We start from the raw sequence: 24040 nt of genomic DNA, 5'->3' as shown, positions 1-24040 counted from the left end.
AGTACCCATCGTTGAACGTCATTCCTCGGCTGCGCTCGGAATGACGTTCAACTACAAGGCTCGCTTTAACCATTACCCAAACTCCCCGAATGAACCTGCCTGAACATTACGCCGCCATGCGGGACGCCACGGTGCACCGGCTGCTGCACGAGGGGGCCGACCCGGACCCGCTGCTGCATTCGGCGCAGGATACCCGGCGGGGCCTCACTCTACTGGCCCGGCCGCCGGCGGCCGTAACAGCCGCAATAGATAGTATCCTGGTAGATTTCCGGCGCATCGAGCCGGCGCAGTACTACTACCCGGCCTCCGATATTCATCTCACTATCCTCTCTATCATTTCCTGTTACGCCGGTTTCGCCCTTAGCCAGATTGAACCGGCCGCCTACCGCCAGGCAGTAGGGCAGATTACGCGGCTGGCGCGGCCGTTTCGCATCCGCTATGAGGGCCTCACGGCTTCGCCCGGCGGTATTATGGTGCAGGGCTTTCCGGAGGATGACGGCCTGGAGAATCTGCGCGACGCGGTCCGACAGTTTTTTCGCCACTCCGCACTCCAGCAATCTATTGACACGCGCTATAGTATTCACACGGCCCATTCCACCATTATCCGTTTCACACAGCCCCTCGCCGATGCGCCGGCGCTGATAGCCAGGCTGACCAAGTACCAGGAGGCGTGTATCGGTACATGTGAGGTGGATACCGTGGAACTGGTGTATAATGACTGGTATCAACGGGCCGGCAACACTGTGTTACTGGAAAAGTATGCCCTGGGCCGCCGCTGACTACCTTGCTGCCGCATTCCTTTCTTTTGCCTATGCCTACTACTTTCCCTTTCCAGGTGGCTGATTTAGCCGACAAGGCCGAGCCCGGCCGCCAGGAGCGCATCCTGGTGAACCTCACTCACCTGGAGGACTACTACAACGTGTTTGAGAAGTACGGCTTCAGCGGCAATGGGGCCAGTTGGGCCGAGCACATCGAAACCATCCTGGAAGAGCACGCCCCGGCCCTGCTCGACCACGTGGAGTTGGCCGGCCAGGGCGACATCTTCCTGGCCTTCACCGACGGCCCCGCCGCCACCGAGCAGTTCCTGGCCCTTATCCATCCCATCTTCGGCGACCTGGGCAGCCTCAATAAGTACCTCAGCCAGGCCGACCCGGGGGATTTTTTCGAGTAACCATCTGCCCTATGAAACCTGCCACCGACAACGCCACCCGCTGGAAACTGGTGCTCGGCTCCAAAGCCGACGCCCAGCACCAGATTGCCTTCGATGCCGACTACAAAGGCATGGACGACGTGCTGACCTCGCTCTACGACCAGTCGGAGCGCAAGGCGGGGCTGGGCGGCTCCGCGCCGCGCGTGAGCCGCTGGCTGGGCGACATCCGCACCTACTTCCCCACCGATGTGGTGGCCGTCATGCAGCGCGACGCCATGGACCGCCTGGGGCTGCACCAGCTGCTGCTGGAGCCCGAGATTCTGCGCACGGTGCAGGCCGATGTGCAGCTGGTGGGCACGCTCATGGCCTTGAGCCGGGTGATGCCCCAGAAGGTGAAGCACACGGCCCGGGAGGTGGTAGGCAAAGTGGTGAAGGAGCTGGAGCAGAAACTCTCAAACCCGCTGCGGCAGGCCGTGCAGGGCGCCCTGAGCCGGGCCGTGCGCAACCCCCGCCCCCGCTACCGGGAAATTGATTGGGCCGCCACCATCCGGGCCAACCTTAAGCACTACCAGCCCGAGCAGCGCACCATTGTGCCCGAGCGGCTGGTGGGCTTCGGGCGGCGCGGGCAGGCGCTCAAGGAAATTGTGCTGTGCGTGGACCAGAGCGGGTCCATGGCCTCCTCGGTGGTGTATGCGGGCGTGTTCGGGGCGGTGCTGGCCTCCATTAAGGCCATAAAAACGCACATGGTGGTGTTTGACACCAGCGTGGTGAACCTCTCGGAAGACTTGCAGGACCCGGTGGATTTGCTGTTTGGGGTGCAGCTGGGCGGCGGCACCGACATCAACCTGGCCCTGGGCTACTGCCAGCAGCTCATTACCCGTCCCACCGATACCATTCTGGTGCTCATCAGCGACTTGTACGAGGGCGGCAACGAGCAGCAGATGCTCAAAAAAGCCGCCGCCCTGCGCGCCGCCGGCGTCACGGTGGTGGCCCTGCTGGCCCTCGCCGACGACGGGGCCCCCAGCTTCGACCGGCGCGTGGCCGAGCAGCTGGCGGCCCTCGATATTCCTTCCTTTGCCTGCACCCCCGGCCAGTTTCCGGGGCTGATGGCGGCGGCCATTCAGGGCGCAAAGCTGCAGGTATAGGCCGAAGCGGGCGTAAGCGGCGGTCTGCCCGCAGGAGGGCCGTTGGGGCCGAAGCCCGTGCTTATGGTAGTTGCAGAAGCTTTCGGCCGGGTCGGCGGCGGGTGCGTATAGGCTACCTGCATTACTTTACCGCCCGCATGAAAATACTCCTGGTGGAAGACGAGCCGAAGCTGGCGTCTTTCGTGAAAAAAGGGTTCGAAAACGAGGGTTATGAGATTGATATAGCCTACGATGGCCGCATAGGCCAGTCCCTGATTCAGCAAAACCGCTATGATCTGGTGATTCTGGACGTGAACCTGCCCTACGTGAACGGCTTCGAGCTGTGCCGGCTGGTGCGCCGCCAGGATGCCCACGTGCCCGTGCTGCTCCTTACCGCCCTCGATAGTCTTGAGGATAAAGTAACCGGCTTTGAGGCCGGCACCGACGACTACCTGGTGAAGCCCTTCGAGTTTAAAGAGCTGCTGCTGCGGGCCCGGGTACTCACGCGCCGCCACACGGAAGCCGCCACCGTAACACCGGCCCTGCGCATTGCCGACCTGGAGCTGAACCTCGACGCCAAGACCGTCAGCCGGGCCGGGCAGCGCATCGACCTGACCACCAAGGAATATGCCCTGCTGGAGTACCTGCTGCTGAATCGGGGCAAAGTTATTTCCCGGGTAGATATTGCCGAGAAGGTGTGGGAGCTGAATTTTGACACCAACACCAACGTCATCGACGTGTACGTGAGCTACCTGCGCAAAAAGCTCGATAAAGGCTACCCCGTTAAGCTGATTCATACCGTGGTGGGCATGGGCTACGTGCTGCGGGAAGGCTAGGCAAGGGTGAAGTTGTGAAATGGTGAAGTTGTGCCCGGTAGCGTATACAACCGTCATGCTGAGCTTGCCGAAGCATCTCTACCGCTTCGTTGCAACAGTAATCCAACGAAGCGGTAGAGATGCTTCGGCAAGCTCAGCATGACGTTCTTTCCCTTTTCTGTCCACACAGCCTAACGCGGTAAGGTCCTGCGCGCTGCTTAGGATGACGGACACCTACTTCCCTTCACCACCTCACCACCTGCCCCGTGCTCATTCGCAACAAGCTGATTCTGCGCTTTACGCTGCTGGTGGTGGGGATTCAGCTGTGCTTTTCGGCGTTTCTGTACTACTTTCAGGCTACTACCCGGGAGCAGCGGTTCGTAACCCGCCTGACCACCAAAGCCACCATGACTACCCGGCTGCTGGTGCGCCGGGGGGGCCGGGTTGATGAGAGCCTGCTGCGCCAGCTGCACCGCCGCGACCTGTTTACCATTCCGCAGGAGCAGATCAGCATTTATGGCCCGGGCCAGCACCTGCTCTACACCAGTGCCGATAACCTCAGCCAGCGGCTAAACTCCCAGTACTTACCCAAGATTCAGCCGGGCCAGCTGGTCCGGTTTGCCGATGGGCCGCTGGAAGTGGTGGGCATGCGGTACCAGTACCAGGGGCAGCCCTATTGGCTGTTTGCGGCCGGCCACGACGATTTTGGCCTTGGCCAGCTGCAAAAGCTGGGACTGATTCTGCTGGCCGCTAACCTGGGGGCGCTGGTGCTGATTATTCTGGCGGGCTGGTACTTCGCCGATGAGTCGCTGAAACCGATTTCGCGCGTTATCCGGCAGGTGGAGCGCATCACGGCTTCCCGGCTCAGCACCCGGGTAGATGAGGGCAACGGTACCGACGAAATTGCCCAGCTGGCCCGCACTTTCAACCACATGCTGGGCGGCGTGGAGCAGGCGTTTGAGTCGCAGAAGAGCTTTCTCAGCAACGCCAGCCATGAGCTGCGCACCCCGCTGGCCTCGGTGCTGGGCACCCTGGAAACCGCTTATGCCTACGATACCACGCTGGCCGAGGCCAAGCACAGCATCAGCTCGGCGGTAGAGGAAATCAAGAAGCTGATTGAGCTGACCAATGGGCTGCTGAGCCTGGCAAAAGTAACCGACCCCTCGTTGCGCCAGCAGCCCCTGCGCCTGGATGAATGCCTGACCCAGGCCCTGGCAGCCTGCCAGCACCGCCACCCCGGCCGGGAGCTGCGCCAGGAGTTCGGCAAGCTACCCGCCGCCGCCGATAACCTGTTTATGGTGCGGGGCAACGAGCAGCTACTTACCACGGCCCTGCTTAACCTGCTCGACAACGCGTGCAAATACTCCTCCGGCCCCGTGCAGGCCCGCCTCGACTACCCCACCCCCGATACCATTCGCGTGCAGGTGGTAGACCAGGGTATTGGCATGGCTTCCCACGAGCTGGCCCGTATCTACGAGCCCCTGTACCGGGCCGGATCGGCCACTACGGCCCCCGGCTACGGCATCGGTCTGCCCATGACGCGCAAAATTGTGCAGGTTCACGGCGGCGACATCCGCCTGAACTCCCAGCCCGGCCGGGGCACCACCGCCACCGTGGAGCTGCCGGCAGTAGGCTAACGAGGGCCCGCTGCTCTTCGGCACGAAATTCCGGGCGTGGCCGGAGGTGGCCATATCATCTGAGGCAGTATATAGCTTATACTAAACAGCTTATGCCTGGCCGGGCCTGGACGCTCGCCCATTTAATTTCTTCTAATATATCTCTCATACCGTTTTAATGTGGTGGGGCGAGGTTTGCGGGAATGAGAAGCGAACCGACCACCTGGCCCGACTCGCGGGGGCTGCTGCTGGGGCTGCTGCTGGCTACCCTGCTGCTGTCCACGGGGCTCAACCTGTACCTGCTGTGCCGGGCTCCGGCCTGGCCTGCTTCAGATGAGCCCCTGCTGGAATCGGCGGCCACGGCTGAGCTGGTGCAAACGCGCCGGGCCCTGGCGGCCTGCCAGGCGGGCCACTCCCTCCCCGCCGATTCGCTTGCTTCCTCTTTTCCTGCTACTCCCTGAGCCGCCTCACCCCCGAGGAGGCTTTTTGTATTTCTCCATTTCTCCTCATGTTACCCCGCCAACAACACGTTCTCAACGCTTTAGCCATGTGCGCCGCCGCCTGCGACCAGTGCGCCGCCCTGGGCTTGCAGGACTCGCCTGCTGCCTACCACCTGCGCAGCTTCCGCCTCAGCCGCGACTGCGCCGATTTGTGCCGCCTGGCCGCCACTTTCGTCGCCCGGGAGGCCGAGCACAGCCCCCACCTTCTGCGCGAGTGCGCCGAGCTGTGCCGCGACTGCGCCAACGAGTGCACGCAGTTCGACACGGCCCAGCACCGGGCCTGTACCGAGGCCTGCCGCCGGGGCGAGGACGCCTGCCGCACGGCCTTCGTGTAAGGCGCCGGGAGCTTTTAACAACATTTAATCTCCCTCTCACCTCATTTTAATGTTCCGGCCGGAGCTTTGTCCCGAACCCGTTCCGGTCAACTTCTTCGCCTGATTCCTATGCCTTCTCCTATGCTGAAATCCTTTCGCTGGCTCCTGCTGCCGCTGGCCTCGGCCGTACTGGCGGGGTGCGGGGCCAACTCCCAGGCCGAACCACCCAAAGCTGAAGCGCCCCCCGCTCTGCCCACTACCCAGCTCACGGCCCGCGACACCATGCTGACCCACGACTACGTGGCCGATATTCAGGCGGTGCAGAACGTGGAAATCCGGGCCCGGCTGGAGGGATTTCTGGAGCAGATGTACGTGGATGAAGGACAAGCCGTGCGCAAGGGGCAGCCTTTGTTCCGCATCAACGATGCAGAGTACAAAAGCCGGCTGAGCCGGGCGCAGGCGGCCCTCAGCAGCGCCCAGGCCGCCGCCCGGGTGGCCCGGCTGGAGCTGGAGCGCGTGCAGCTGCTCACCGACAAAAACATCATTTCGAAAACCGAGCTGGAAGTAGCCCAGGCCAAATACCACGCCGCCGAAGCCGACGTTCAGCAGGCCCGCTCCACGGCTGCCAACGCCGCCCTGCACCTTTCCTACACCCTGGTACGGGCCCCTTTCGATGGCGTCATCAACCGGATTCCGCTGAAAAAAGGCAGCGTTATTGAGGATGGCACCCTGCTCACCACCGTGTCCGACATTGACGAAATGTTTGCCTACTTCAACGTGTCGGAGGCCGAGTACCTGGAATACGTGAAGAAAAGCCGGCGGGACTCAAGCCGGCGCACCAACGTGGCCCAGCTGCTGCTGGCCGACGGCTCCGTGTACCCGGTGCGGGGTCGGGTAGAAACCGTGGAAAGCCAGTTTCAGGCCAGCACCGGCTCCATTGCTTTCCGGGCCCGCTTCGATAACCCCCAGCAGCTGCTGCGCCACGGAGCCAGCGGCAAGGTGCGCCTGAGCAATACCGTGGAGGACGCCGTGCTGGTACCCCAGAAGTCGGTGTTTGAGATTCAGGACAAAAACTACGTGTTTCTGGTGGACCAGCAGGGCCGGGTGAAGCAGCATGCTTTCCAGCCCCGAACCCGCCTCTCCGACTTCTACGTGGTGAAAACCGGCCTCAAAAGCGGCGACAACATCGTGTACGAAGGGGTGCAGGACCTGCGCGACGGGGCTACCATCCGGCCCCAGCCCGTGGCGATGAGCAAGCTGATTGCGGAAGCCCGGTAGGGTTGGTAACAAGTCTAAAGCTAGAGGACTAAAAACCAGTTCCCCTCCTCTGTGGAGGGGTTAGGGGTGGTTGACCGGAGCGTTGACGTAGGGACTGGCGCTGGATTTTACTCCCGGTTGAGGGGCTGGGAAGTACGATGCTGGCCCTAAAACACTGACGCCCGTCAACCACCCCTAGCCCATGCCGCTTGATGCGCGGAATTTTCCAAGGAGGGGAACTAGCTCTAATCTTAGTTCTTTCCCGCTCCCTATGGTTCACCCTCCCCCGATACCCCACACCCTATGCTTGCACTCTTCATTCGCCGGCCGGTGCTCTCGCTGGTGATTTCCCTGTTTATCACGTTTCTGGGCGGGCTGGCGCTGTTCTCACTGCCCATCACCCAGTTCCCCGACATCGTGCCGCCCTCCGTGACGGTAACGGCCCGCTACACCGGGGCCAATGCCGAGGTGTGCGCCAAAGCCGTGGCTACGCCGCTGGAGCGGGCCATCAACGGGGTGCCGGGCATGACCTACATGTCGTCGGTGAGCAGCAACAGCGGGCTGACGGTGATAACCGTGTTTTTTCAGGTGGGCACCGACCCCGACCTGGCCGCCGTGAACGTGCAGAACCGGGTGCAGACCATCATCGACGAGCTGCCGGAAGAGGTAATTAGGGCCGGGGTGAGCACCGAGAAGGAGGTGAACAGCATGCTGCTCTACCTCAACGTGATGAGCGAAGACCCCAAGGTGAGCGAGAAGTTCATCTACAACTTCGCCGACATTAACGTGCTGCAGGAGCTCAAACGCATTGATGGCGTGGGCTTTGCCGAAATTATGGGCCAGCGCGAGTACTCCATGCGCGTGTGGCTGCAGCCCGACCGCATGGTGGCCTACAACGTGTCGGCCGAGGAAGTGGTGGAGGCCATCCGGGCCCAGAACGTGGAGGCCGCGCCCGGTAAATCGGGGGAAAGCTCAGGCCAGGATGCCCAGATGCTGCAGTATGTGCTGCGCTACACCGGCAAGCTCTTCGAGCCCAAGCAGTACGAGAACATTGTGCTGCGGGCCAACCCCGACGGCTCGGTGCTGCGCCTCCGGGACGTGGCCCAGGTGAAGTTCGACGTGCTCAGCTACGGCATGGTATCCAAGATTGACGGCCGGCCCTCAGCGGCCATCATGCTCAAGCAGCGCCCCGGCTCCAACGCCTCCGACGTGATTAAGCAGGTAAAGCAGCGCATGGCCGAGCTGAAGCAGACGTCCTTCCCGCCCGGCATGACCTACAACGTGGCCTACGACGTGTCGCGCTTCCTCGACGCCTCCATTCACGAAGTGCTGCGCACCCTGGTTGAGGCGTTTTTGCTGGTGTTCGTGGTGGTGTACCTGTTTTTGCAGGACTGGCGCTCCACCCTCATTCCGGCCCTGGCGGTGCCGGTGGCGCTGGTGGGCACGCTGTTTTTCATGCAGCTACTGGGCTTCAGCATCAACCTGCTCACGCTGTTTGCGCTGGTGCTGGCCATTGGCATTGTGGTGGATAACGCCATTGTGGTGGTGGAAGCTGTGCACGCCAAAATGCACGAAAAGCACCTCTCGGCCATGGATGCCACCCTGGAAGCCATGTCGGAAATTGGGGGCGCCATTGTGGCCATTACCCTGGTGATGTCGGCGGTGTTTGTGCCGGTGTCGTTTATGGACGGGCCCGTGGGCGTGTTCTACCGGCAGTTTTCGCTTACGCTGGCTATTTCCATCGTCATTTCGGGCGTAAATGCCCTGACCCTGACGCCAGCGTTGTGCGCGCTGATGCTCAAGCCCGTAGCGCACCAAGAAGGCAAGAAGCCGGGGCTGCTGGACCGGTTCTTTGCCGGCTTCAACCGCCGCTACGAGGCCCTGGCCACCCGCTACCAGTGGCTGGTGCGCACCGTGGCCAGTCGCCGCCTCATTACCATTGGCCTGCTCGTCGGGTTCTGCCTGGCCACCTGGGGCGTGAACTCCGTGCTGCCCAGCGGCTTTATCCCCACCGAAGACCAGGGCATGGTGTACGTGAACGTGACCACCCCGCCCGGGGCCACCGTGGAGCGCACCGAAAAAGTGCTCGACGAAATTCAGAAAGTGGCCGCCAGGCTGGGCCCGGTGGAATCCGTGTCGACGCTGGCCGGCTACAGCCTCATGAACGAGGTGGCCGGGGCCAGCTACGGCATGGGTATGATCAACCTGAAAACCTGGGACGACCGGAAGGAATCGGTAACCGACCTGATTGCCCAGCTCAACGAGCAAACCAAGCATATACACGACGCCGACATCCAGTTCTTCCCCCCGCCCACGGTGCCCGGCTTCGGCAACTCCAGCGGCTTCGAGCTGCGGCTCTTGGACAAAACCGGCCGCGGCGACCTGCCCGCCACTGCCCGGGTGGCCGATAAGTTTATCACCGCCCTCACCAACACCCCGGCCGTGGGCGGGGCTTTCACCGGCTTCGATGCCAGCTTCCCCCAGTACCTCATTCACGTAGACCAGGACCAGGCCGCCAAGAAGGGCGTGACGGTGGATAAGGCCATGAGCACCCTGCAGACGCTGATGGGCTCGTTCTACGCCTCCAACTTCATCCGCTTCGGGCAGATGTACAAGGTGATGGTGCAGGCCGCCCCCGGCTACCGCACCAGCCCCGAGGACGTGCTGAAGATGTATGTGAAAAACGACCGGAATGAGATGGTGCCCTACTCCAGCTTCGTGCGCCTGGAGCGGGTGTACGGCCCCGAGCAGCTCACCCGCTACAACATGTACACCTCGGCCATGCTCAACGGCGACGCGGCTCCTGGCTTCAGCTCCGGCGACGTAATCAAGACCATTGAGGAAGTGGCCGCCAAGGAGCTGCCCCGGGGCTACAGCTACGAGTGGAGCGGCATGACCCGGGAGCAAATCCTGAGCGGCGACCAGGCCCTCTACGTGTTTGCGGTGGTGCTTTTGTTCGTGTACCTGCTGCTGGCGGCCCAGTACGAGAGCTTTTTGCTGCCGCTGCCGGTACTGCTGAGTTTGCCCACCGGCATCTTCGGGGCCTTCCTGTTTCTGAAGCTGCTGGGCCTGGAAAACAACATCTACGCCCAGGTTTCGCTGGTGATGCTCATTGGTCTGCTGGGCAAGAACGCCATTCTCATCATCGAGTTTGCGGTGCTCAAGCGCAAGGAAGGCCTGTCGGCGCAGGAAGCGGCCGTGCAGGGCGGCTATTCCCGCCTGCGCCCCATCCTGATGACCAGCTTCGCCTTCATTGCCGGTCTGATTCCGCTGACCATTGCCACCGGGGCCGGTGCCCTGGGCAACCGCTCCATCGGCACCGCGGCGGCAGGCGGCATGTTCATCGGTACCCTGTTCGGCGTCATCCTGATTCCGGGCCTCTACGTGCTGTTTTCGCGTCGGGATAAATCGAAGGAGAAGCGCCAGCAGCTCGCTGAGCCTATTGAAACCTTGGAAACCGCTCACGCCTGATGAATCCGATTCCCAGGGTTGAAACCCTGAATTTTTCTGTCATCCTGAGCGGAGCGAAGGACCTTGTCACGTTACAACGACTCGCGCCAAAGTTATAAGGTCCTTCGCTCCGCTCAGGATGACAGAAGTAATAGCCTTGCTAGCCCCATGACCTTACCCAACCCGATACGCTCCATTTCCCGCCGCACGCTGCCGGCTTTGGCCGCCCTGGCCCTGGCTACTGGCTGCCGGGTGGCCGAGCCCACCGTGCAGCCCGCGGCGGCCACCATGCCGGCCGCCTTCCCGGCCCCGGCCGCTACTACCGACTCCACTTCCCTGGCCGACCAGCCCTGGCGAAAGTTTTTCGGGGATAAAAACCTGGTGGGCCTCATTGACACGGCCCTGCAGGCCAATCCTGATGTGCGCACGGCCATTCAGCGTATCGAAATTGCCCGGGCCAACCTGCAGGTGCAGCGCGGGGCTTTGTTGCCCACCGTGAACGGGGTAGCCAGCGCCGGCGTGGAGAAGTTCGGCGACTACACCCTCAACGGCATCGGCAACTACGACACCAACCTCTCGCCCAACGTGGAGGGCCGGCAGCGCATCCCCAACCCCACGCCCGACTTTTTCCTGGGCCTGCGCAGCTCCTGGGAAATTGACCTCTGGGGCAAGCTGCGCCAGCGCCGGCAGGCGGCTTATATGCGCCTGCTGGCCTCCGAGAAAGGCCGCCACCTGGTGGAAACGGCCCTGGTAGCCGAGGTGGCCCGGCTGTACTTCAACCTGCTGGGGCTGGATAACGAGCTGGCCGTACTTTCCAAAAACCAGCGCCTGCAGGAGCGGGCCCTGGATATTGTGAAGGTGCAGAAGCAGGCCGGCCGCGCCAACGAGCTGGCTGTGCAGCAGTTTACGGCCCAGCTGTTGCGCACCCGCAGCCTGGAAGCCGAAACCCAGCAGCGTATTGCCGCCACCGAAAACGAGCTGAACCGTCTGCTGGGCCGCTACCCCCAGCGCATTGCCCGGGGGCTGCCCATTCTGCAGCAGCCGCTGCCTACCCAGGTGCAGGCCGGCCTGCCCGCCACCATGCTGCTGCGCCGCCCCGATGTGCAGCAGGCCGAGCTGCAGCTGGTGGCCGCCCGCGCCGATGTAGCAGCGGCCCGCGCGGCGTTTTTGCCCTCGCTCACGCTCACGCCGTTTGTGGGCGTGAATGCCTACCGGGCCTCGGTGCTGTTCAACACGCCCGGCTCCCTGGCCTACGGGCTGCTCGCGGGCCTGAGCGCCCCCCTGCTCAACCGCAACGGCCTCAAAGCCGACCTGCGCCGCTCGGCCGCCGAGCAGCAGATTGCCTACAACGACTACCAGAAAGCTGTGCAAACCGGCTTCGAAGAAGTGAGCACCAGCCTGCGCGGCATTGGCAACTACCAGCGCATGTTTGAGTTGCAGCAGCAGGAAGTAGCCGCCCTCACCAAAGCCGTCAGCGTATCCGACGACCTGTACAAGGCCAACTACGCCTCCTACCTGGAAGTGGTAACCGCCCAGCGCAACGTACTGGAAGCTGAGCTGAACCTGACCCAGACCCGCCGCCATCAGTTCCTGCTCCTCATCGACCTCTACCGAGGCCTAGGTGGCGGCTGGACGCCGACGACTCCGAAAGAGTAGGACTTGTTTAATACTTAAAGAACTCCTGATACTGCTCTGGAACAGGATACTTATTCTTTAATTTGATGTCTTTACATTTATTATCCTCATACCATTTTATCCATCCTTTTTTATCTCTCTCCAAAGCGCGAGGCGGATAGATTCTAGCATAGTTCATAGTCTCATAGAATGATACTGGCGCATAGTTTGACAAAAAAATAAGAGAGCTGTGAAACACTGAATCCTGCTTGAGGTAAAGGTTTTGCTCGACAATATTTATTCGCATGAAAAACTCTTTTTTAAATTTTTCATTCTCTACACAGCGCATACTGTTTTTCAGATTTCTGCACGATGAACAATAAAATATTATCAGCAAGAAAAATATCTTTTTCATCATTTAACGTGGAGTATTTGAGAGTTACAACGTCCCGCAGTCATCCGAGCCGATGGGGGCGCCGTCGGGCATGGGAAGGGCGGGCGCGGGCTGGAACTTCTCGGGGTTGTCCTCGAACTGCCGGATGGTGCGCAGGGCGGCCAGGGAGGTGGCGCGGCGGCTTTCCTCCTTGGCTTTCTGGTCTTTTTGAAGCTGCTTTTTCAGATCTTCCACCTTCAAGGCAGCCAGTGCTTTCACGCCTACCGGGGCTTGCGGAGCGGCGGCCAGGGCCAGCAGCTTTTGCAGGGTGAGCATCTGCACGAGGCGCTGCAGCTCGCCGGGGTAGCCGGTTTCGGGTTTGGCGTCCCAGGTAGCGGCCAGCAGCTTGTCCAGCACCGCCCCGAGGCCGGGCTGCTCGGCGTGGCGGGCGTGGTACTCTTCCAAACGCGCCGCACGCTGCGGATTCAGCAGAAATTCCAGCGTAGTAGCCGCCGCCGATTCGGCCGCGCCTAGGGGGTCGAAGGTGAGGCCGGTGCGGGCCGGGAAAGTTTCACGGCTGCGGCCGTAGTTCACGGGGCGGGGCGGAATCTTCATCAGCAGCTCTTCCGACAGGGCCAGCTCCCGGGGCGAAATCGTGCGCAGCAGCGCGTCCAGGGCCTTCCACTGCTCGGCGGGCTCCAGTAGCTTGGTGATGGTTTGGCCGTCGCCCTTTACGGCGTAGGTGTAGTAGAGGCCGCCCAGCTCCTTGGAAGCCGCCTCCACCTGGTAGCGCTGCAGCAGATACATGGGCACCAGCACTTCCTCCAGCATGGCCATGGGCTGCCCGGGCGCCAGGGCTTTTTCGGAGAAGCGGGCCAGCAGCTGCTGGCGCACATCCAGGAGGCGGTTCAGCTCGTCGGCGGCGTTGGGGCCGTCGTCCCAGAGGTGGGCCGTGGGGTGGGCCCCGCCGGCGGCCCGGGCATCGGCGTCGGAGATGAACACGTAGCCCTCGGCCAGGGTCTGCTTCATTACGGCATCCAAAGCCGCTTTTTCATCCGCCTGGGGGCCGAAATCCTGGTAGCCGTAGAGGATGGCGCGCTTGTCCCAGCTGCCGATGCCGGTGGCGTAGGCCTCGCTCAGATCAATGCTGCCATCGGCGCGGGTGTTGATGCGGGGCATGGGGTAGTCCATCACCGACGACCTATCCCGGGTGCTGGCCGAGTAGTTGTGGTAGAGCCCCAGGGTGTGGCCCACTTCGTGGGCGGCCAGCTGGCGCAGGCGGGCCAGGCCCATTTGCAGCATCTCGGGCGAGGTGGGCTTACCGTCCTCATAAGGTTGCAGCAGGCCCTCGGCAATCAGGAAGTCCTGACGCACCCGCAGGGAGCCCAACGACACCTGCCCCTTGATGATTTCGCCGGTGCGCGGGTCCACAATGCTCGCCCCGTACGACCAGCCCCGGGTGGAGCGGTGCACCCACTGAATGAGGTTGTAGCGAATGTCCATGGGGTCGGCGTCTTCGGGCAGCAGCTTCACCTGGAACGCATTGCGGTAGCCGGCTGCCTCGAAGGCCTGGTTCCACCACGCGGCCCCCTCCATCAGGGCGGAGCGCACGGGCTCGGGCGCGCCCCGATCGAGGTAATACACCAGCGGCTCCACGGCCTCACTCTGAGCCGCTGTGGGGTCTTTTTTGGCCAGGCGGTGGCGCACCAATTGCCGCTGCATAATCGGCCGGTCGATGGGCGTGGCGTAGTCCATGAACTCGTTGGCGTAGTAGCCGGCGCGGGGGTCAAAGGCCCGGGGTTTGTAATTCGCGTCGGGCAGCTGCACGAAGGAGTGGTGCATGTGCACCGTCACGGCATTCGGGTCGGGGGTAACCGACTGAATTTCGCGGCCTTTGGCTTTGCCGGTGAGGGTAATGATGGCCTCAAACTCCGAGTTCTGGGGAAAGCCTTTGGTATTGGGCAAAAACACGGCCGAGCGGCTTTCCTCGGCTTTAAAATTGCCCTGCTTGAGGTCTTCCAGCTTGTCACTGATCTGGTGGGAGTCGCGCAGCAGGAAGGGCGTGAGGTCCACCAGTACCCGGTTGCCTTCCTGGGCCTCGGCCTTGAAGCCCCAGATGACGGACTGGGCAAACGCCTGTTCCACCGATTTGCGCTCCTCCGGGTTCTGGCTCACGGCGCGGAAATCATAATTGGGCTGCAGCAGCAGAATCTTGGGGCCGCTCTTCACGAACTTCACAATGCGCGTCTGCCCAATCTGCCCCCGGTCGAGGCCCAAATCGTTGGAGCCCACGCCCTGGGGCAGGCTGCTCACGTACAGAATTTCCTGGTCGAGCTTGTCGATTTCCAGCAGGATGCGCCCGCCCTTCTCGTCCCAGTAAAATGGGAAGAAGCCGGGGAATTTCTGGAGGCCTTTGGTCTTTTCAGCCAGGGTTTGGGCCGAAGCCAGGGGTGCACTCAGCAGAAAGCTGCCGAGTAATAATGCGTAGAGTTTTTTCACGCGGAAAGGAAGAATAGTCGGGACCGTAAGGTAGAAATGGAAGTTGGTAGTTAGGCACCAGCCAATTGGGTTTTATCGGACGTGGCCTCGGATTGTGGATGCTGTTTACCAGAACGTCATGCTGAGCTTGCCGAGGAATCTCGCGTGCTGACGTTGTGGTAGTAATCTAACGAAGCGGTAAAGGTGCTTCGGCGGCGCTCAGCATGACAATAGCACTGCAACAGCAGCACGCGGGATTCCTCGGCTGTGCTCGGAATGAGGTTCAGAGTGACGAAAACGCGCCGGTTTCAGCATGAAATGCAACCCAGAGCAGGGTGCGAGTCTCTTACGGCTCGATTTCCCTAAGCCTATTCCGGTGCATTTTCTACATTCCGCGCTGCTGCTGGCGGCTGTACCCCTGACCGTATCGGCCGAGCCGGATTCCCTGACGGCCCGCGAAACCCGCAACCTCTCGGCCCTCGCCAGGCTGGCGGGCGACGTGAAATATTTCTACCCCAACCGCCACACCGCCCGCCTGAGCTGGGAAACGGTGCTGGTCCACAGCATTCCGGCGGTGCGCCGCGCCCGCACCGATGCCGCCCTGGCCCACACCCTCGACAGCCTGCTGCGGCCTTTGGCTCCGGAAATTCGGTTTAGTATAGTCAAGGCACCCACATCCCCTACGCCCTTTTTACCGACAAGCACGGGGCCCTACTACTTTTGGGAGCACCACAGCCTGGGCCTGGATAAAACCGGATTACCGGTAGTCCGGCTGATGTTGAAGCTGGCGGGTATTCCCTACACCAGTAGTATTCAGGCCACTTCGGGGCCGGTAGCCGACAGCTTGTTTTCCGGTGCACACCAGTACTTCGAAGCGCTTACTGATTCCGTTCAGCTGGCGTTACCGCTGCTCCTAACCGGAGCCCAGCACCAGCAGCGTCTTTCGGGCCGGCCGAAGCGGCGGGTCCGGCGGTTGTCGGCGGCCACGCCGGAGCAGCGTTTGGCCACGGTACTGCTTACCTGGAACATCATCCGGCATTTTTACCCCTACCGGGCGGTGCTGGAGCGGGCCCGGTGGGAATCCGCCCTGCCCGCTGCCCTGCAGCAAGCCGCTCAGGCTTCTACGGAGGCCGAACTGCTGGCGGCTTGCCGCACCCTGCTGGCCCGCCTCCCCGACCGGCATGTGGCCATCGGCCCTAAAACCCGCACCGGCCTGCGCATCGTGAACCCGCCCTGGGCGCTGCAGCTGGCTTGGATAGAGGAGCAGGTAGTGGTGCGGCAGGTTCCGGCGGCGCTGCAGGCGGCGGTAGCTCAGGGCAGCGTCCTCACGCACGTACACAACCGGCCGGTGGGCCTGCTGCTTGATTCGCTGCAAACCCATATGCCGGCTACCTCTGCGGCTGTGGCCCGCCAGCTAGCCACCGAGCAGCTGCTTACCACTATTGCGGCAACAGCTCCCGTCGCCACTTTCACTTTCCGCGACTCCCTGGGCCGCAGTGCCAGTACCCAATGGATATTCCGGCAACTGCGGGGCAACTTCTACAACCAGGCCCCGCCCGTGCAGGAGCTGGCACCCGGGCTGGTGTACCTGGATGCGGCCCGGCTGCGCTACACCGATTTTCAACGGGCCCTGCCCCAGTTGCAGGCGGCCCGGGGCGTGGTAGTAGACCTGCGCCAGCGCCCCCACTACGACCTGCTGCGTATCCTGCCCCACTTCACTCAAACACCGTTACTGATGGACAGCCTGGCTATGCCGGTGCTGCGCCAACCGGCTTTTCAGCACGCTGATTTCGCGGGGGAGAAATCATCCTGGAAAAGCCCGCAGTTGCCGTTGGTTGCTGCGCCCAAAGTGTTTCTGATTGGTCAGCATACCTACAGCTACGGCGAAACCATTACCGAGCTGGTGCGGCGCTACCAACTTGGCCAGCTGCTGGGCCAAACTACCGGCGGTGCCAACGGGGAAATGAATTTTGCGGCCATCGGGCGGGCATATTTGTTGAGTTGGACCGGACGGCGGGTGATAAGCCGTAGCGGCTCCTACCAGGGCCGGGGTATCGCGCCGGAAGAGGCTGTCAGGCCTACGCTTCGGCAGGTTGCGGCCGGGCACGATGCCGAAGTGCAGCGTGCTGTGGAACTGCTACTGCAGAAAAGTGGCGGTGCTCCTTAACACCTTTTGCCCACAACAACTACGTACTATACAACCAGCCCGGGTGGACCCTTAGAATTTTCTTAATCCGGCCGGTAAGGTACCCCTACCACAACGTCTTCGGGTTGCGCTACGCCTCCCATACCTATCAGCTACCACATGCCCCAGCAACCCACTCTGCAACGCTTCCTGGATGCCCAGCGGCGCGACTACGCCACGGCCCTGGCCGAAATCCGGGGCGGACGTAAGCGAAGCCACTGGATATGGTACATTTTCCCCCAGCTGCAGGGCCTGGGCTACAGCGAAACGGCCCGGTTCTACGCCATCCAAAGCCAGCAGGAAGCTGAGGCCTATCTGCAGCACCCCGTGCTGGGCTCCCGCCTGCAAGAAATAAGCGCGGCCCTGCTGACGTTGGAAAGTACCGATGCCACCCGCATCATGGGCAGCCCGGATGACCTGAAGCTTCGCTCCAGCATGACGCTGTTTGCTGCCCTGGAAGGTGCCGACCCGGTTTTTCAGCGGGTGCTGAACCGGTTTTTCGGCGGCGAGCCAGACGAGAAGACGCTGCAAATCCTGCGGCAGCACCCGTAGCGGCTGGCACTGTATCGTATACACAACATCAGCACGATGTAGAGACGCGAAGTGTCGCGTCTCTACATCGTGCTGGCATTTCGATACTCGAACTGAACAATATCAGCAACGCCGAGACGCGAAGTGTCGCGTCTCTACATCGTGCTGGTAGTTCGGCACACTGTAACCTATACTCTGCCTACCCCAGCACCGCCTCAATCCGGGCCAGCTCCTCGGGGCTGAACTGCAGGTTTTCCAGGCAGCGCAGTGAATCGGTGAGCTGCTCGGGCTTGCTGGCCCCAATGAGCACGGAGGTGATTCGCTCGTCGCGCAGAATCCAGCTCAGAGCCATCTGGGCCAGGCTTTGGTTGCGCTCCTGGGCCAGGTCGTTGAGCCGGCGGATCTGGGTGAGGCGGGCTTCGGTCAGCTGGGTTTCGGTGAGGAAGCCCACGCCCTTGGCCACGCGGGAATCCTGGGGAATGCCGTGCAGGTATTTGTTGGTGAGCAGGCCCTGAGCCAGCGGTGAGAACGGGATGCAGCCCACGCCCTCCTCGCCCAGCAGATCCAGCAAGCCATCTTCCACCCACCGCTCAAACATGGAGTACTTGGGCTGGTGAATCAGGCAGGGCGTACCCAGCTCGCGCAGAATGCGGATGGCCTCGGCGGCTTCGGCGGGTTTGTAGTTGCTGATGCCCACGTACAGGGCCTTGCCCTGGCGCACCACGTGGTCGAGGGCGCGCATGGTTTCTTCCAGGGGCGTATCGGGGTCGGGGCGGTGGGAGTAGAAGATGTCCACGTAGTCCAGCTTCATGCGGCGCAGGCTTTGGTCGAGGCTGGATATGAGGTATTTGCGGGAGCCCCACTCGCCGTAGGGCCCTTCCCACATGTGGTAGCCGGCCTTGGTGGAGATAATCAGCTCGTCGCGGTAGCCCCGAAAGTCTTCGCGCAGGATGCGGCCGAAGTTGGTTTCGGCGGAGCCGGGCGGGGGGCCGTAGTTGTTGGCCAGGTCGAAGTGGGTCACGCCCGAATCAAAGGCCCGGTGCAGGATGGCGCGGAAGTTCTGGAGCACGTCCACGTCGCCGAAGTTGTGCCAGAGGCCCAACGACACGGCCGGCAGTTTCAGGCCGCTGCGGCCGCAGCGGCGGTAAGGCATGTCGGCGTAGCGGCCGGGTTGGGGTTGGTAAGGCATGGTGACGGGGAGTTAATTGGATTGGGGCGGCAAGTACGCAGGAACCCGGAAAATGTACACGCCACTACCGCCGTTTTTGCGAAGGAACCAGTAGTATTACAACTAAGCATCTGCTTATCATTCCGAGCTTGCCGAGGAATCTCGCGTGCTGATGTTGCACTAGTAATTCAACGTCAGCACGCGAGATTCCTCGGTAAGCTCAGAATGACGTTCTATTTTAAATAGTCCGCCTTCATGCCCCACCTGATTCCAACTTACCGGCTGCAGAGCTTTTCCCGCCCCAACGAGGAGCCGGCGGAGGTGTTTTTTCTGGACGAGCACTCCCACACGGCCGGACCGCCCCTGGGGGTACCGTACCGGGGCAACTACTACAAAATCGGGATTTGCCTGCGCGGCACGGCGGAGCTGAAGGCCAACCTGGAAACCTACCACATCGGGCCCGGCAGCCTCATGCTGATTACGCCCCACACTATCAAAGAGTGGACGGACTTCTCCCCCGACCACGACAGCCTGTCGGTGTTCTTCACGCCCGAGTTCATCACCACCCGTAACCACATTCCGGTCGATAACTTCCAGTTTCTGGAAAGCGCCACCCGGCACGTGCTGCCCCTGGCAGCGGCCGAAGCCGAGAGCATCACGGCCTCCATGCGCCTGCTGCAGCAGAAATTTCAGGCCCCGCACCCCTACCGCAACCAAGTCATCAAAAGCCTGATCAACAGCCTGCTCTACGAAGTGGTGGGCCTCTACGACCAGCAGCACGCGGCGCTGCAGGCCACCCAAACCCGCAGCCAGCAGCTCACGGCCGGGTTCAAGCACCTGGTGAATGCGCACTGCACCACCGAGCGGAGCGTACAGTTCTACGCCGGCCGCCTGTGCATTACGCCCAAGCACCTCACCGACACCCTGAAGCAGGCCACCGGCAAAACCGCCGGCGAGTGGATTGAGGAAGCCGTGATGCTGGAAGCCAAAGCCCTGCTGCAGCACGGGCACCTTACCGTGGCCCAGGTGGCTGACCTGCTGCACTTCCCCGATCAATCCGCTTTCAGCCGCTTCTTCCGCAACAGCCTCGGCCTCTCGCCCACGGCGTATAAACAGGCGGGGTAGGTTTTTGAGGATAGGAATTTTTGAGGATAGGAACGCCATGCTGAGCTTGTCGAAGCATCTCTACCGCTTCGTTGGATTACCATTGCAACGAAGCGGTAGAGATGCTTCGACAAGCTCAGCATGACGTTCTGAATAGCACCACCCCGTTGTTACTGACACTTACCAGCTGCTCCTTCCCGACTTTTTGCCCAGCCTTCCCGCCCTTTCGCTCTGGTAGCGGGCGTGGGGGCGGGCCACCTTTGCAGCACCCGCTTCCGGCCAGGTCTGCAGTAGCTGAATCAGGCCAATCCCGGCCGGCGCGGGCCGTGTATCTCTTCCTTATTTTCCCTTTCCGTATGATTCTGATAACGGGTGCTACCGGCCATATTGGCTCGGCTGTAATTGAGCGGCTGCTGCAGCTAACCGCCCCCGGCCAGGTGGCCGGCCTGGTGCGCGACGAAGCTAAAGCCGCCGACCTCAAAGCGCGGGGCGTGCAGCTCCGGGTGGGCAACTACCGCGACCCGGCCTCCCTGGAGCGCGCCATGCAGGGCGTCAGCAAGGTGCTGCTGGTGTCCGGCGGCAGCGACGATGATGGCCTGCAGCAGCATTACAACGTGGTGGATGCCGCCAAAAAAGCCGGCGTAGGGTGCCTGGCCTACACCGGCCGCGCCCTGCAAAACCCCGATACCCTGGCCAACCCGCTCATGGTGCGCCACTTCCAGACGGAGGACTACATTCGGGCCAGCGGGGTACCGTACGTGCTGTTTCGCAACATTCTGTACATGGATACGCTGCCGCAGTTTGTGGGGCCGCAGGTGTTTGAGCAGGGTATTCAGCTGCCCGCCGGCATGGGCGAGGTGGCCTTTGCGCTCCGCCAGGATATGGGCGAAGCCATTGCCAACGTGCTGGCCGACAGCCGCTGCGACAACCGTATTTTCACCTTCACCGGCAGCACCACCTACTCCTTCACCGACGTGGCCGCGGCCCTGAGTGAGCTGTCCGGAAAGCCCGTGGCCTACACGCCCATTGAGCAGCCCACCTTCGAGGCCCGGCTACAGGCCCAGGGCCTGCCCAACGCCGTCGTTCACCTCCTCGCCGGCTTCCTCACCGACATCAAAAACGGCCAGGAATCCACCGTCAGCCCCGAACTGGCCGACGTGCTGGGCCGCCCACCCACGCCGCTGAAGGAAGGGCTGAAGGCTATTTTCAAGCTGTAGCCCGGCTGATTTCTGTAAGCAACGCCCGGCCGAAACGTCGGGCGTTGCTATTTATGGCGGGTGCGGCGACCGTTGCGGCAGGAAGCAGATTCATGGATTGACACGCCCGGATCGGGTGAATAACCTGCTTGCACTGCGGTACTTATGCCCTACATTAGGCAGCTAACCTTTGCTGCCTGCTGCTGATGACGACTGCTCCAACAACCGCCGCGCCGGCCCTAAAGAAAGTGCTCCAGCCTCTGCATTTGTGGGCGCTGGCCGTGGGGCTGGTTATTTCGGGCGAGTATTTTGGGTGGAACTACGGCTGGGCGGTGGCCGGACCGGTGGGGTTTCTGGTGGCTACGCTGCTGGTGACGGTGCTTTACGTGACGTTTATTTTCAGCTTCACGGAGCTGACGACGGCCATTCCGCACGCGGGCGGGCCGTTTGCCTACTCCTACCGCGCCTTCGGGCCGCTGGGCGGGTTGGTGGCCGGCTACGCCACGCTGGTGGAGTTTCTGCTGGCCCCGCCGGCCATTGCGCTGGCGCTGGGCAGCTACGGGCACTTCCTGCACCCGCAGGTACCGGTGCTGGGCACGGCGCTGGCCTGCTATGCGGTATTCATCGGCCTGAACCTGCTGGGCATGAAGGAGTCGGCGCGGTTTTCCCTGCTGGTGACGCTGCTGGCGGTGGCCGAGCTGGTGGTGTACATGGGGCTGGTGGCGCCGAGCTTCCGCGTCAGCAATTTCCTGGCCCACCCGGTGCCGCTGGGGGTAGCGGGTGTGTTTGCGGCCCTGCCGTTTGCCATCTGGTTTTACCTAGCCATTGAGGGCGTGGCCATGGTGGCGGAGGAAGTCGAAGACCCCAAGAAAACCATTCCCAAGGGCTACCTCTACGGGCTGGGTACGCTGGTGGTGCTGGCCCTGGGCGTGATGGTGCTCACCGGCGGCGTCACGGACTGGCGCACCCTCAGCCGCATCGACTACCCCCTGCCCGAAGCCCTGGCCGTGGTGCTGGGCCGCCACAGCCGCCTCACGCAGCTGTTTGCCAGCATCGGGCTGTTTGGGCTGGTAGCCTCGTTTCACGGCACCATCATCGGCTACTCGCGGCAGGTGTTTGCCCTGGCCCGCAGCGGCTATCTGCCCGGTTTTCTGGCCCGCGTAAATCCTCGTTTCCAGACGCCGCACTGGGCCCTGGTGGCCGGCGGCGTGGTGGGCGCGGCGGCGTTGCTCACCGGCACCACGGCCCAGGTGATTGTGCTGTCGGTGCTGGGCGCGGTGGTGATGTATGCCGTCAGTCTGCTGAGCTTGTTTGCCTTGCGCCGCCGCGAGCCGCAGCTGGAGCGGCCCTTCGTGGCTCCGTTCTACCCCTGGTTTCCGCTGCTGGCTCTGGCTCTCACGCTATTGAGCCTGGGGGCCATTGTGTACTATAATATGTTGCTGAGCGTGGTGTTTTTCGCCGGTCTGGGGGTGGCGCTGGCCGTGTACGTGCTGCTGGGCCGGCACCGGCGGCCAGTGCCGGAAGACGCATTGCTTGACGCCGAACAGCTGTAGAGACGCGACACTTCGCGTCTCGGCGTTGCTGACGTTGTTCATCCCGCACGATTCACTAGCCCAGGGTTTAAACCCTGGGCTACAGAGCGGTAGAGATGCTTCGACAAGCTCAGCATGACGTTCAATAAAGACAACATCACCAACGACGAGACGCGAAGTGTCGCGTCTCTACAACCGTCCCACTCTATGTACCGCCACACCGTCCGCCAGCGCACCTACACCTTCCCGGACCTCCGGACGCTGCTAGCGCGGGCCTCACCCCTGCGCTCCGGCGACCAGCTGGCCGGCGTGGCGGCCGAGACCTACGAAGAGCGGGTAGCCGCCCAGTACGCCCTGGCCGACGTGCCGCTGCGCCAATTCCTCACCGAAACCTTGGTGCCCTACGAGCAGGACGATGTCACTCGCCTTATTATCGATACCCATGACGCGGCGACATTTACACCCGTCAGCCACTTTACCGTGGGGCAGCTGCGCGACTGGCTGCTGTCGGAGGCGGCGGATACGGCTACGTTGCAGGGCCTCGCTCCCGGCCTCACGCCTGAAATGGTGGCCGCCGTGAGCAAGCTGCTGCGCAACCAGGAGCTGATTGGCGTGGCCCGCAAGTGCGAGGTGATTACGCAGTTCCGCAACACGCTGGGGCTGCGCGGCCGCCTGGCCACCCGCCTGCAGCCCAACCACCCCACCGACGACGCCCGGGGCATTGCCGCCAGCCTCGTGGACGGCCTGCTCTACGGCAGCGGCGACGCGGTGCTGGGCATCAACCCCGCCACCGACAGCCCCCGCGCCATCCGCCAGCTGCTGGAGCTACTCGACGGCGTGCGGGAGCAGTTCCAGATTCCGACCCAGACCTGCGTGCTCGGCCACGTTACCACCACCCTGGAGCTGATCCGCCAAGGCGCGCCCGTGGACCTCACGTTTCAGTCCATCGGCGGCACCGAGGCTACCAACGCCAGCTTCGGGGTGAGTTTGAGCTTGCTGCAAGAAGCCCACGAGGCCACTTTGAGCTTGAATCGGGGCACGCTCGGCGACAATGTCATGTACTTTGAAACCGGCCAGGGCAGCGCCCTGAGCGCCAACGCCCACCACGGCCTCGACCAGCAGACCTGCGAGGCCCGCGCCTACGCCGTGGCCCGGCAGTTTCGGCCGCTGCTGGTGAATTCGGTGGTCGGCTTCATCGGCCCCGAGTACCTCTACGACGGTAAGCAAATCATTCGGGCAGCCCTGGAAGACCATTTCTGCGGCAAGCTGCTGGGCCTGCCCATGGGCGTGGATGTGTGCTACACCAACCACGCCGAGGCCGACCAGGACGATATGGACACGCTCCTGACGCTGCTGGGCGTGGCCGGCTGCACCTTCATCATGGGCATCCCCGGTGCCGACGACATCATGCTGGGTTACCAGTCCACCTCCTTCCACGACGCGCTTTACCTACGCCAGGTCCTGGGCCTGCGCCCCGCCCCCGAGTTCGAGGCCTGGCTTCAACAGCAGGGCATCTTCGGTGAGCAGGGCCAGTTGCTCCCGGCATCAGCGGGGCATGGGCTACTGGGCGCGGGCGGGCTGAGCCGATAATGGCTGGCGCTGTTACTCTGCACAGTTGTAGAGACGCACTATT

At 62.4% G+C, this 24040-nt stretch carries 18 protein-coding genes; 16 read left to right on the top strand and 2 right to left on the bottom strand.

Annotation, left to right across the window (positions count from 1 at the left end):
- Positions 1–89 precede the first annotated feature (89 nt).
- From EI290_RS10380 to EI290_RS10335, 10 genes are all read left to right on the top strand, one after another.
- Positions 90–779, top strand: coding sequence for a 2'-5' RNA ligase family protein (locus EI290_RS10380; RefSeq protein ID WP_125429432.1), 690 nt, complete (start codon positions 90–92; stop codon positions 777–779).
- Positions 780–811: 32 nt separating this feature from the next.
- Positions 812–1171, top strand: a complete 360-nt coding sequence (locus EI290_RS10375; protein ID WP_125429429.1) for an Imm51 family immunity protein — start codon at positions 812–814, stop codon at positions 1169–1171.
- 11 nt (positions 1172–1182) lie between these two features.
- Positions 1183–2295, top strand: coding sequence for a VWA domain-containing protein (locus EI290_RS10370; RefSeq protein ID WP_125429426.1), 1113 nt, complete (start codon positions 1183–1185; stop codon positions 2293–2295).
- 137 nt (positions 2296–2432) lie between these two features.
- On the top strand, positions 2433–3110 hold the full coding sequence (locus tag EI290_RS10365; protein WP_125429423.1) for a response regulator: 678 nt from the start codon (positions 2433–2435) through the stop codon (positions 3108–3110).
- A 245-nt stretch (positions 3111–3355) separates the two neighbouring features.
- Complete coding sequence (locus EI290_RS10360) at positions 3356–4726, top strand: sensor histidine kinase (RefSeq protein ID WP_125429420.1); 1371 nt, start codon at positions 3356–3358, stop codon at positions 4724–4726.
- A 182-nt stretch (positions 4727–4908) separates the two neighbouring features.
- Complete coding sequence (locus EI290_RS10355) at positions 4909–5166, top strand: hypothetical protein (RefSeq protein WP_125429417.1); 258 nt, start codon at positions 4909–4911, stop codon at positions 5164–5166.
- A gap of 47 nt (positions 5167–5213) precedes the next feature.
- Positions 5214–5540, top strand: a complete 327-nt coding sequence (locus tag EI290_RS10350; RefSeq protein ID WP_125429414.1) for a four-helix bundle copper-binding protein — start codon at positions 5214–5216, stop codon at positions 5538–5540.
- A 120-nt stretch (positions 5541–5660) separates the two neighbouring features.
- Positions 5661–6797, top strand: a complete 1137-nt coding sequence (locus tag EI290_RS10345) for an efflux RND transporter periplasmic adaptor subunit (RefSeq protein WP_246008917.1) — start codon at positions 5661–5663, stop codon at positions 6795–6797.
- Positions 6798–7079: 282 nt separating this feature from the next.
- Positions 7080–10247: an efflux RND transporter permease subunit gene (locus EI290_RS10340; protein ID WP_125429408.1), complete on the top strand. Its 3168-nt coding sequence runs from the start codon at positions 7080–7082 to the stop codon at positions 10245–10247.
- 147 nt (positions 10248–10394) lie between these two features.
- Complete coding sequence (locus EI290_RS10335; RefSeq protein WP_125429405.1) at positions 10395–11882, top strand: efflux transporter outer membrane subunit; 1488 nt, start codon at positions 10395–10397, stop codon at positions 11880–11882.
- A 397-nt stretch (positions 11883–12279) separates the two neighbouring features.
- On the opposite strand, the gene EI290_RS10330 is transcribed toward EI290_RS10335, so the two are convergent.
- Complete coding sequence (locus EI290_RS10330) at positions 12280–14712, bottom strand: zinc-dependent metalloprotease (protein ID WP_125429403.1); 2433 nt, start codon at positions 14710–14712, stop codon at positions 12280–12282.
- A 355-nt stretch (positions 14713–15067) separates the two neighbouring features.
- On the opposite strand from EI290_RS10330, the gene EI290_RS10325 reads away from it, so the two are divergent.
- Positions 15068–16858, top strand: a complete 1791-nt coding sequence (locus tag EI290_RS10325) for a S41 family peptidase (protein WP_185816939.1) — start codon at positions 15068–15070, stop codon at positions 16856–16858.
- A gap of 138 nt (positions 16859–16996) precedes the next feature.
- Positions 16997–17428, top strand: coding sequence for a DUF1810 domain-containing protein (locus EI290_RS10320; protein WP_125429397.1), 432 nt, complete (start codon positions 16997–16999; stop codon positions 17426–17428).
- 178 nt (positions 17429–17606) lie between these two features.
- Here EI290_RS10320 and mgrA read toward each other — a convergent pair whose 3' ends face one another.
- Positions 17607–18596, bottom strand: a complete 990-nt coding sequence (mgrA, locus tag EI290_RS10315) for an L-glyceraldehyde 3-phosphate reductase (RefSeq protein ID WP_125429395.1) — start codon at positions 18594–18596, stop codon at positions 17607–17609.
- Positions 18597–18830: 234 nt separating this feature from the next.
- On the opposite strand from mgrA, the gene EI290_RS10310 reads away from it, so the two are divergent.
- The 4 genes from EI290_RS10310 (at position 18831) to EI290_RS10295 (ending at position 23997) form a co-directional block, all read left to right on the top strand.
- Positions 18831–19700 carry an AraC family transcriptional regulator gene (locus EI290_RS10310; protein WP_125429393.1) on the top strand — a complete coding sequence of 290 codons (870 nt, stop codon included), beginning with the start codon at positions 18831–18833 and terminating at the stop codon, positions 19698–19700.
- A gap of 335 nt (positions 19701–20035) precedes the next feature.
- Positions 20036–20896 (top strand): SDR family oxidoreductase, encoded by an 861-nt coding sequence (locus EI290_RS10305; RefSeq protein ID WP_125429391.1) that lies wholly within the window; start codon positions 20036–20038, stop codon positions 20894–20896.
- Positions 20897–21081: 185 nt separating this feature from the next.
- The gene (gene eat, locus EI290_RS10300) at positions 21082–22428 is read left to right on the top strand and encodes an ethanolamine permease (protein WP_125429389.1); all 1347 of its coding nucleotides are present in this window, start codon (positions 21082–21084) and stop codon (positions 22426–22428) included.
- Positions 22429–22614: 186 nt separating this feature from the next.
- Positions 22615–23997 carry an ethanolamine ammonia-lyase subunit EutB gene (locus tag EI290_RS10295; RefSeq protein ID WP_125429387.1) on the top strand — a complete coding sequence of 461 codons (1383 nt, stop codon included), beginning with the start codon at positions 22615–22617 and terminating at the stop codon, positions 23995–23997.
- The last annotated feature ends 43 nt before the right edge of the window (positions 23998–24040 follow it).

Source organism: Hymenobacter metallilatus, assembly GCF_003944705.1.
GTDB classification, from domain to species: domain Bacteria; phylum Bacteroidota; class Bacteroidia; order Cytophagales; family Hymenobacteraceae; genus Hymenobacter; species Hymenobacter metallilatus.
This window is presented reverse-complemented; position numbering and strand designations above follow the sequence as displayed.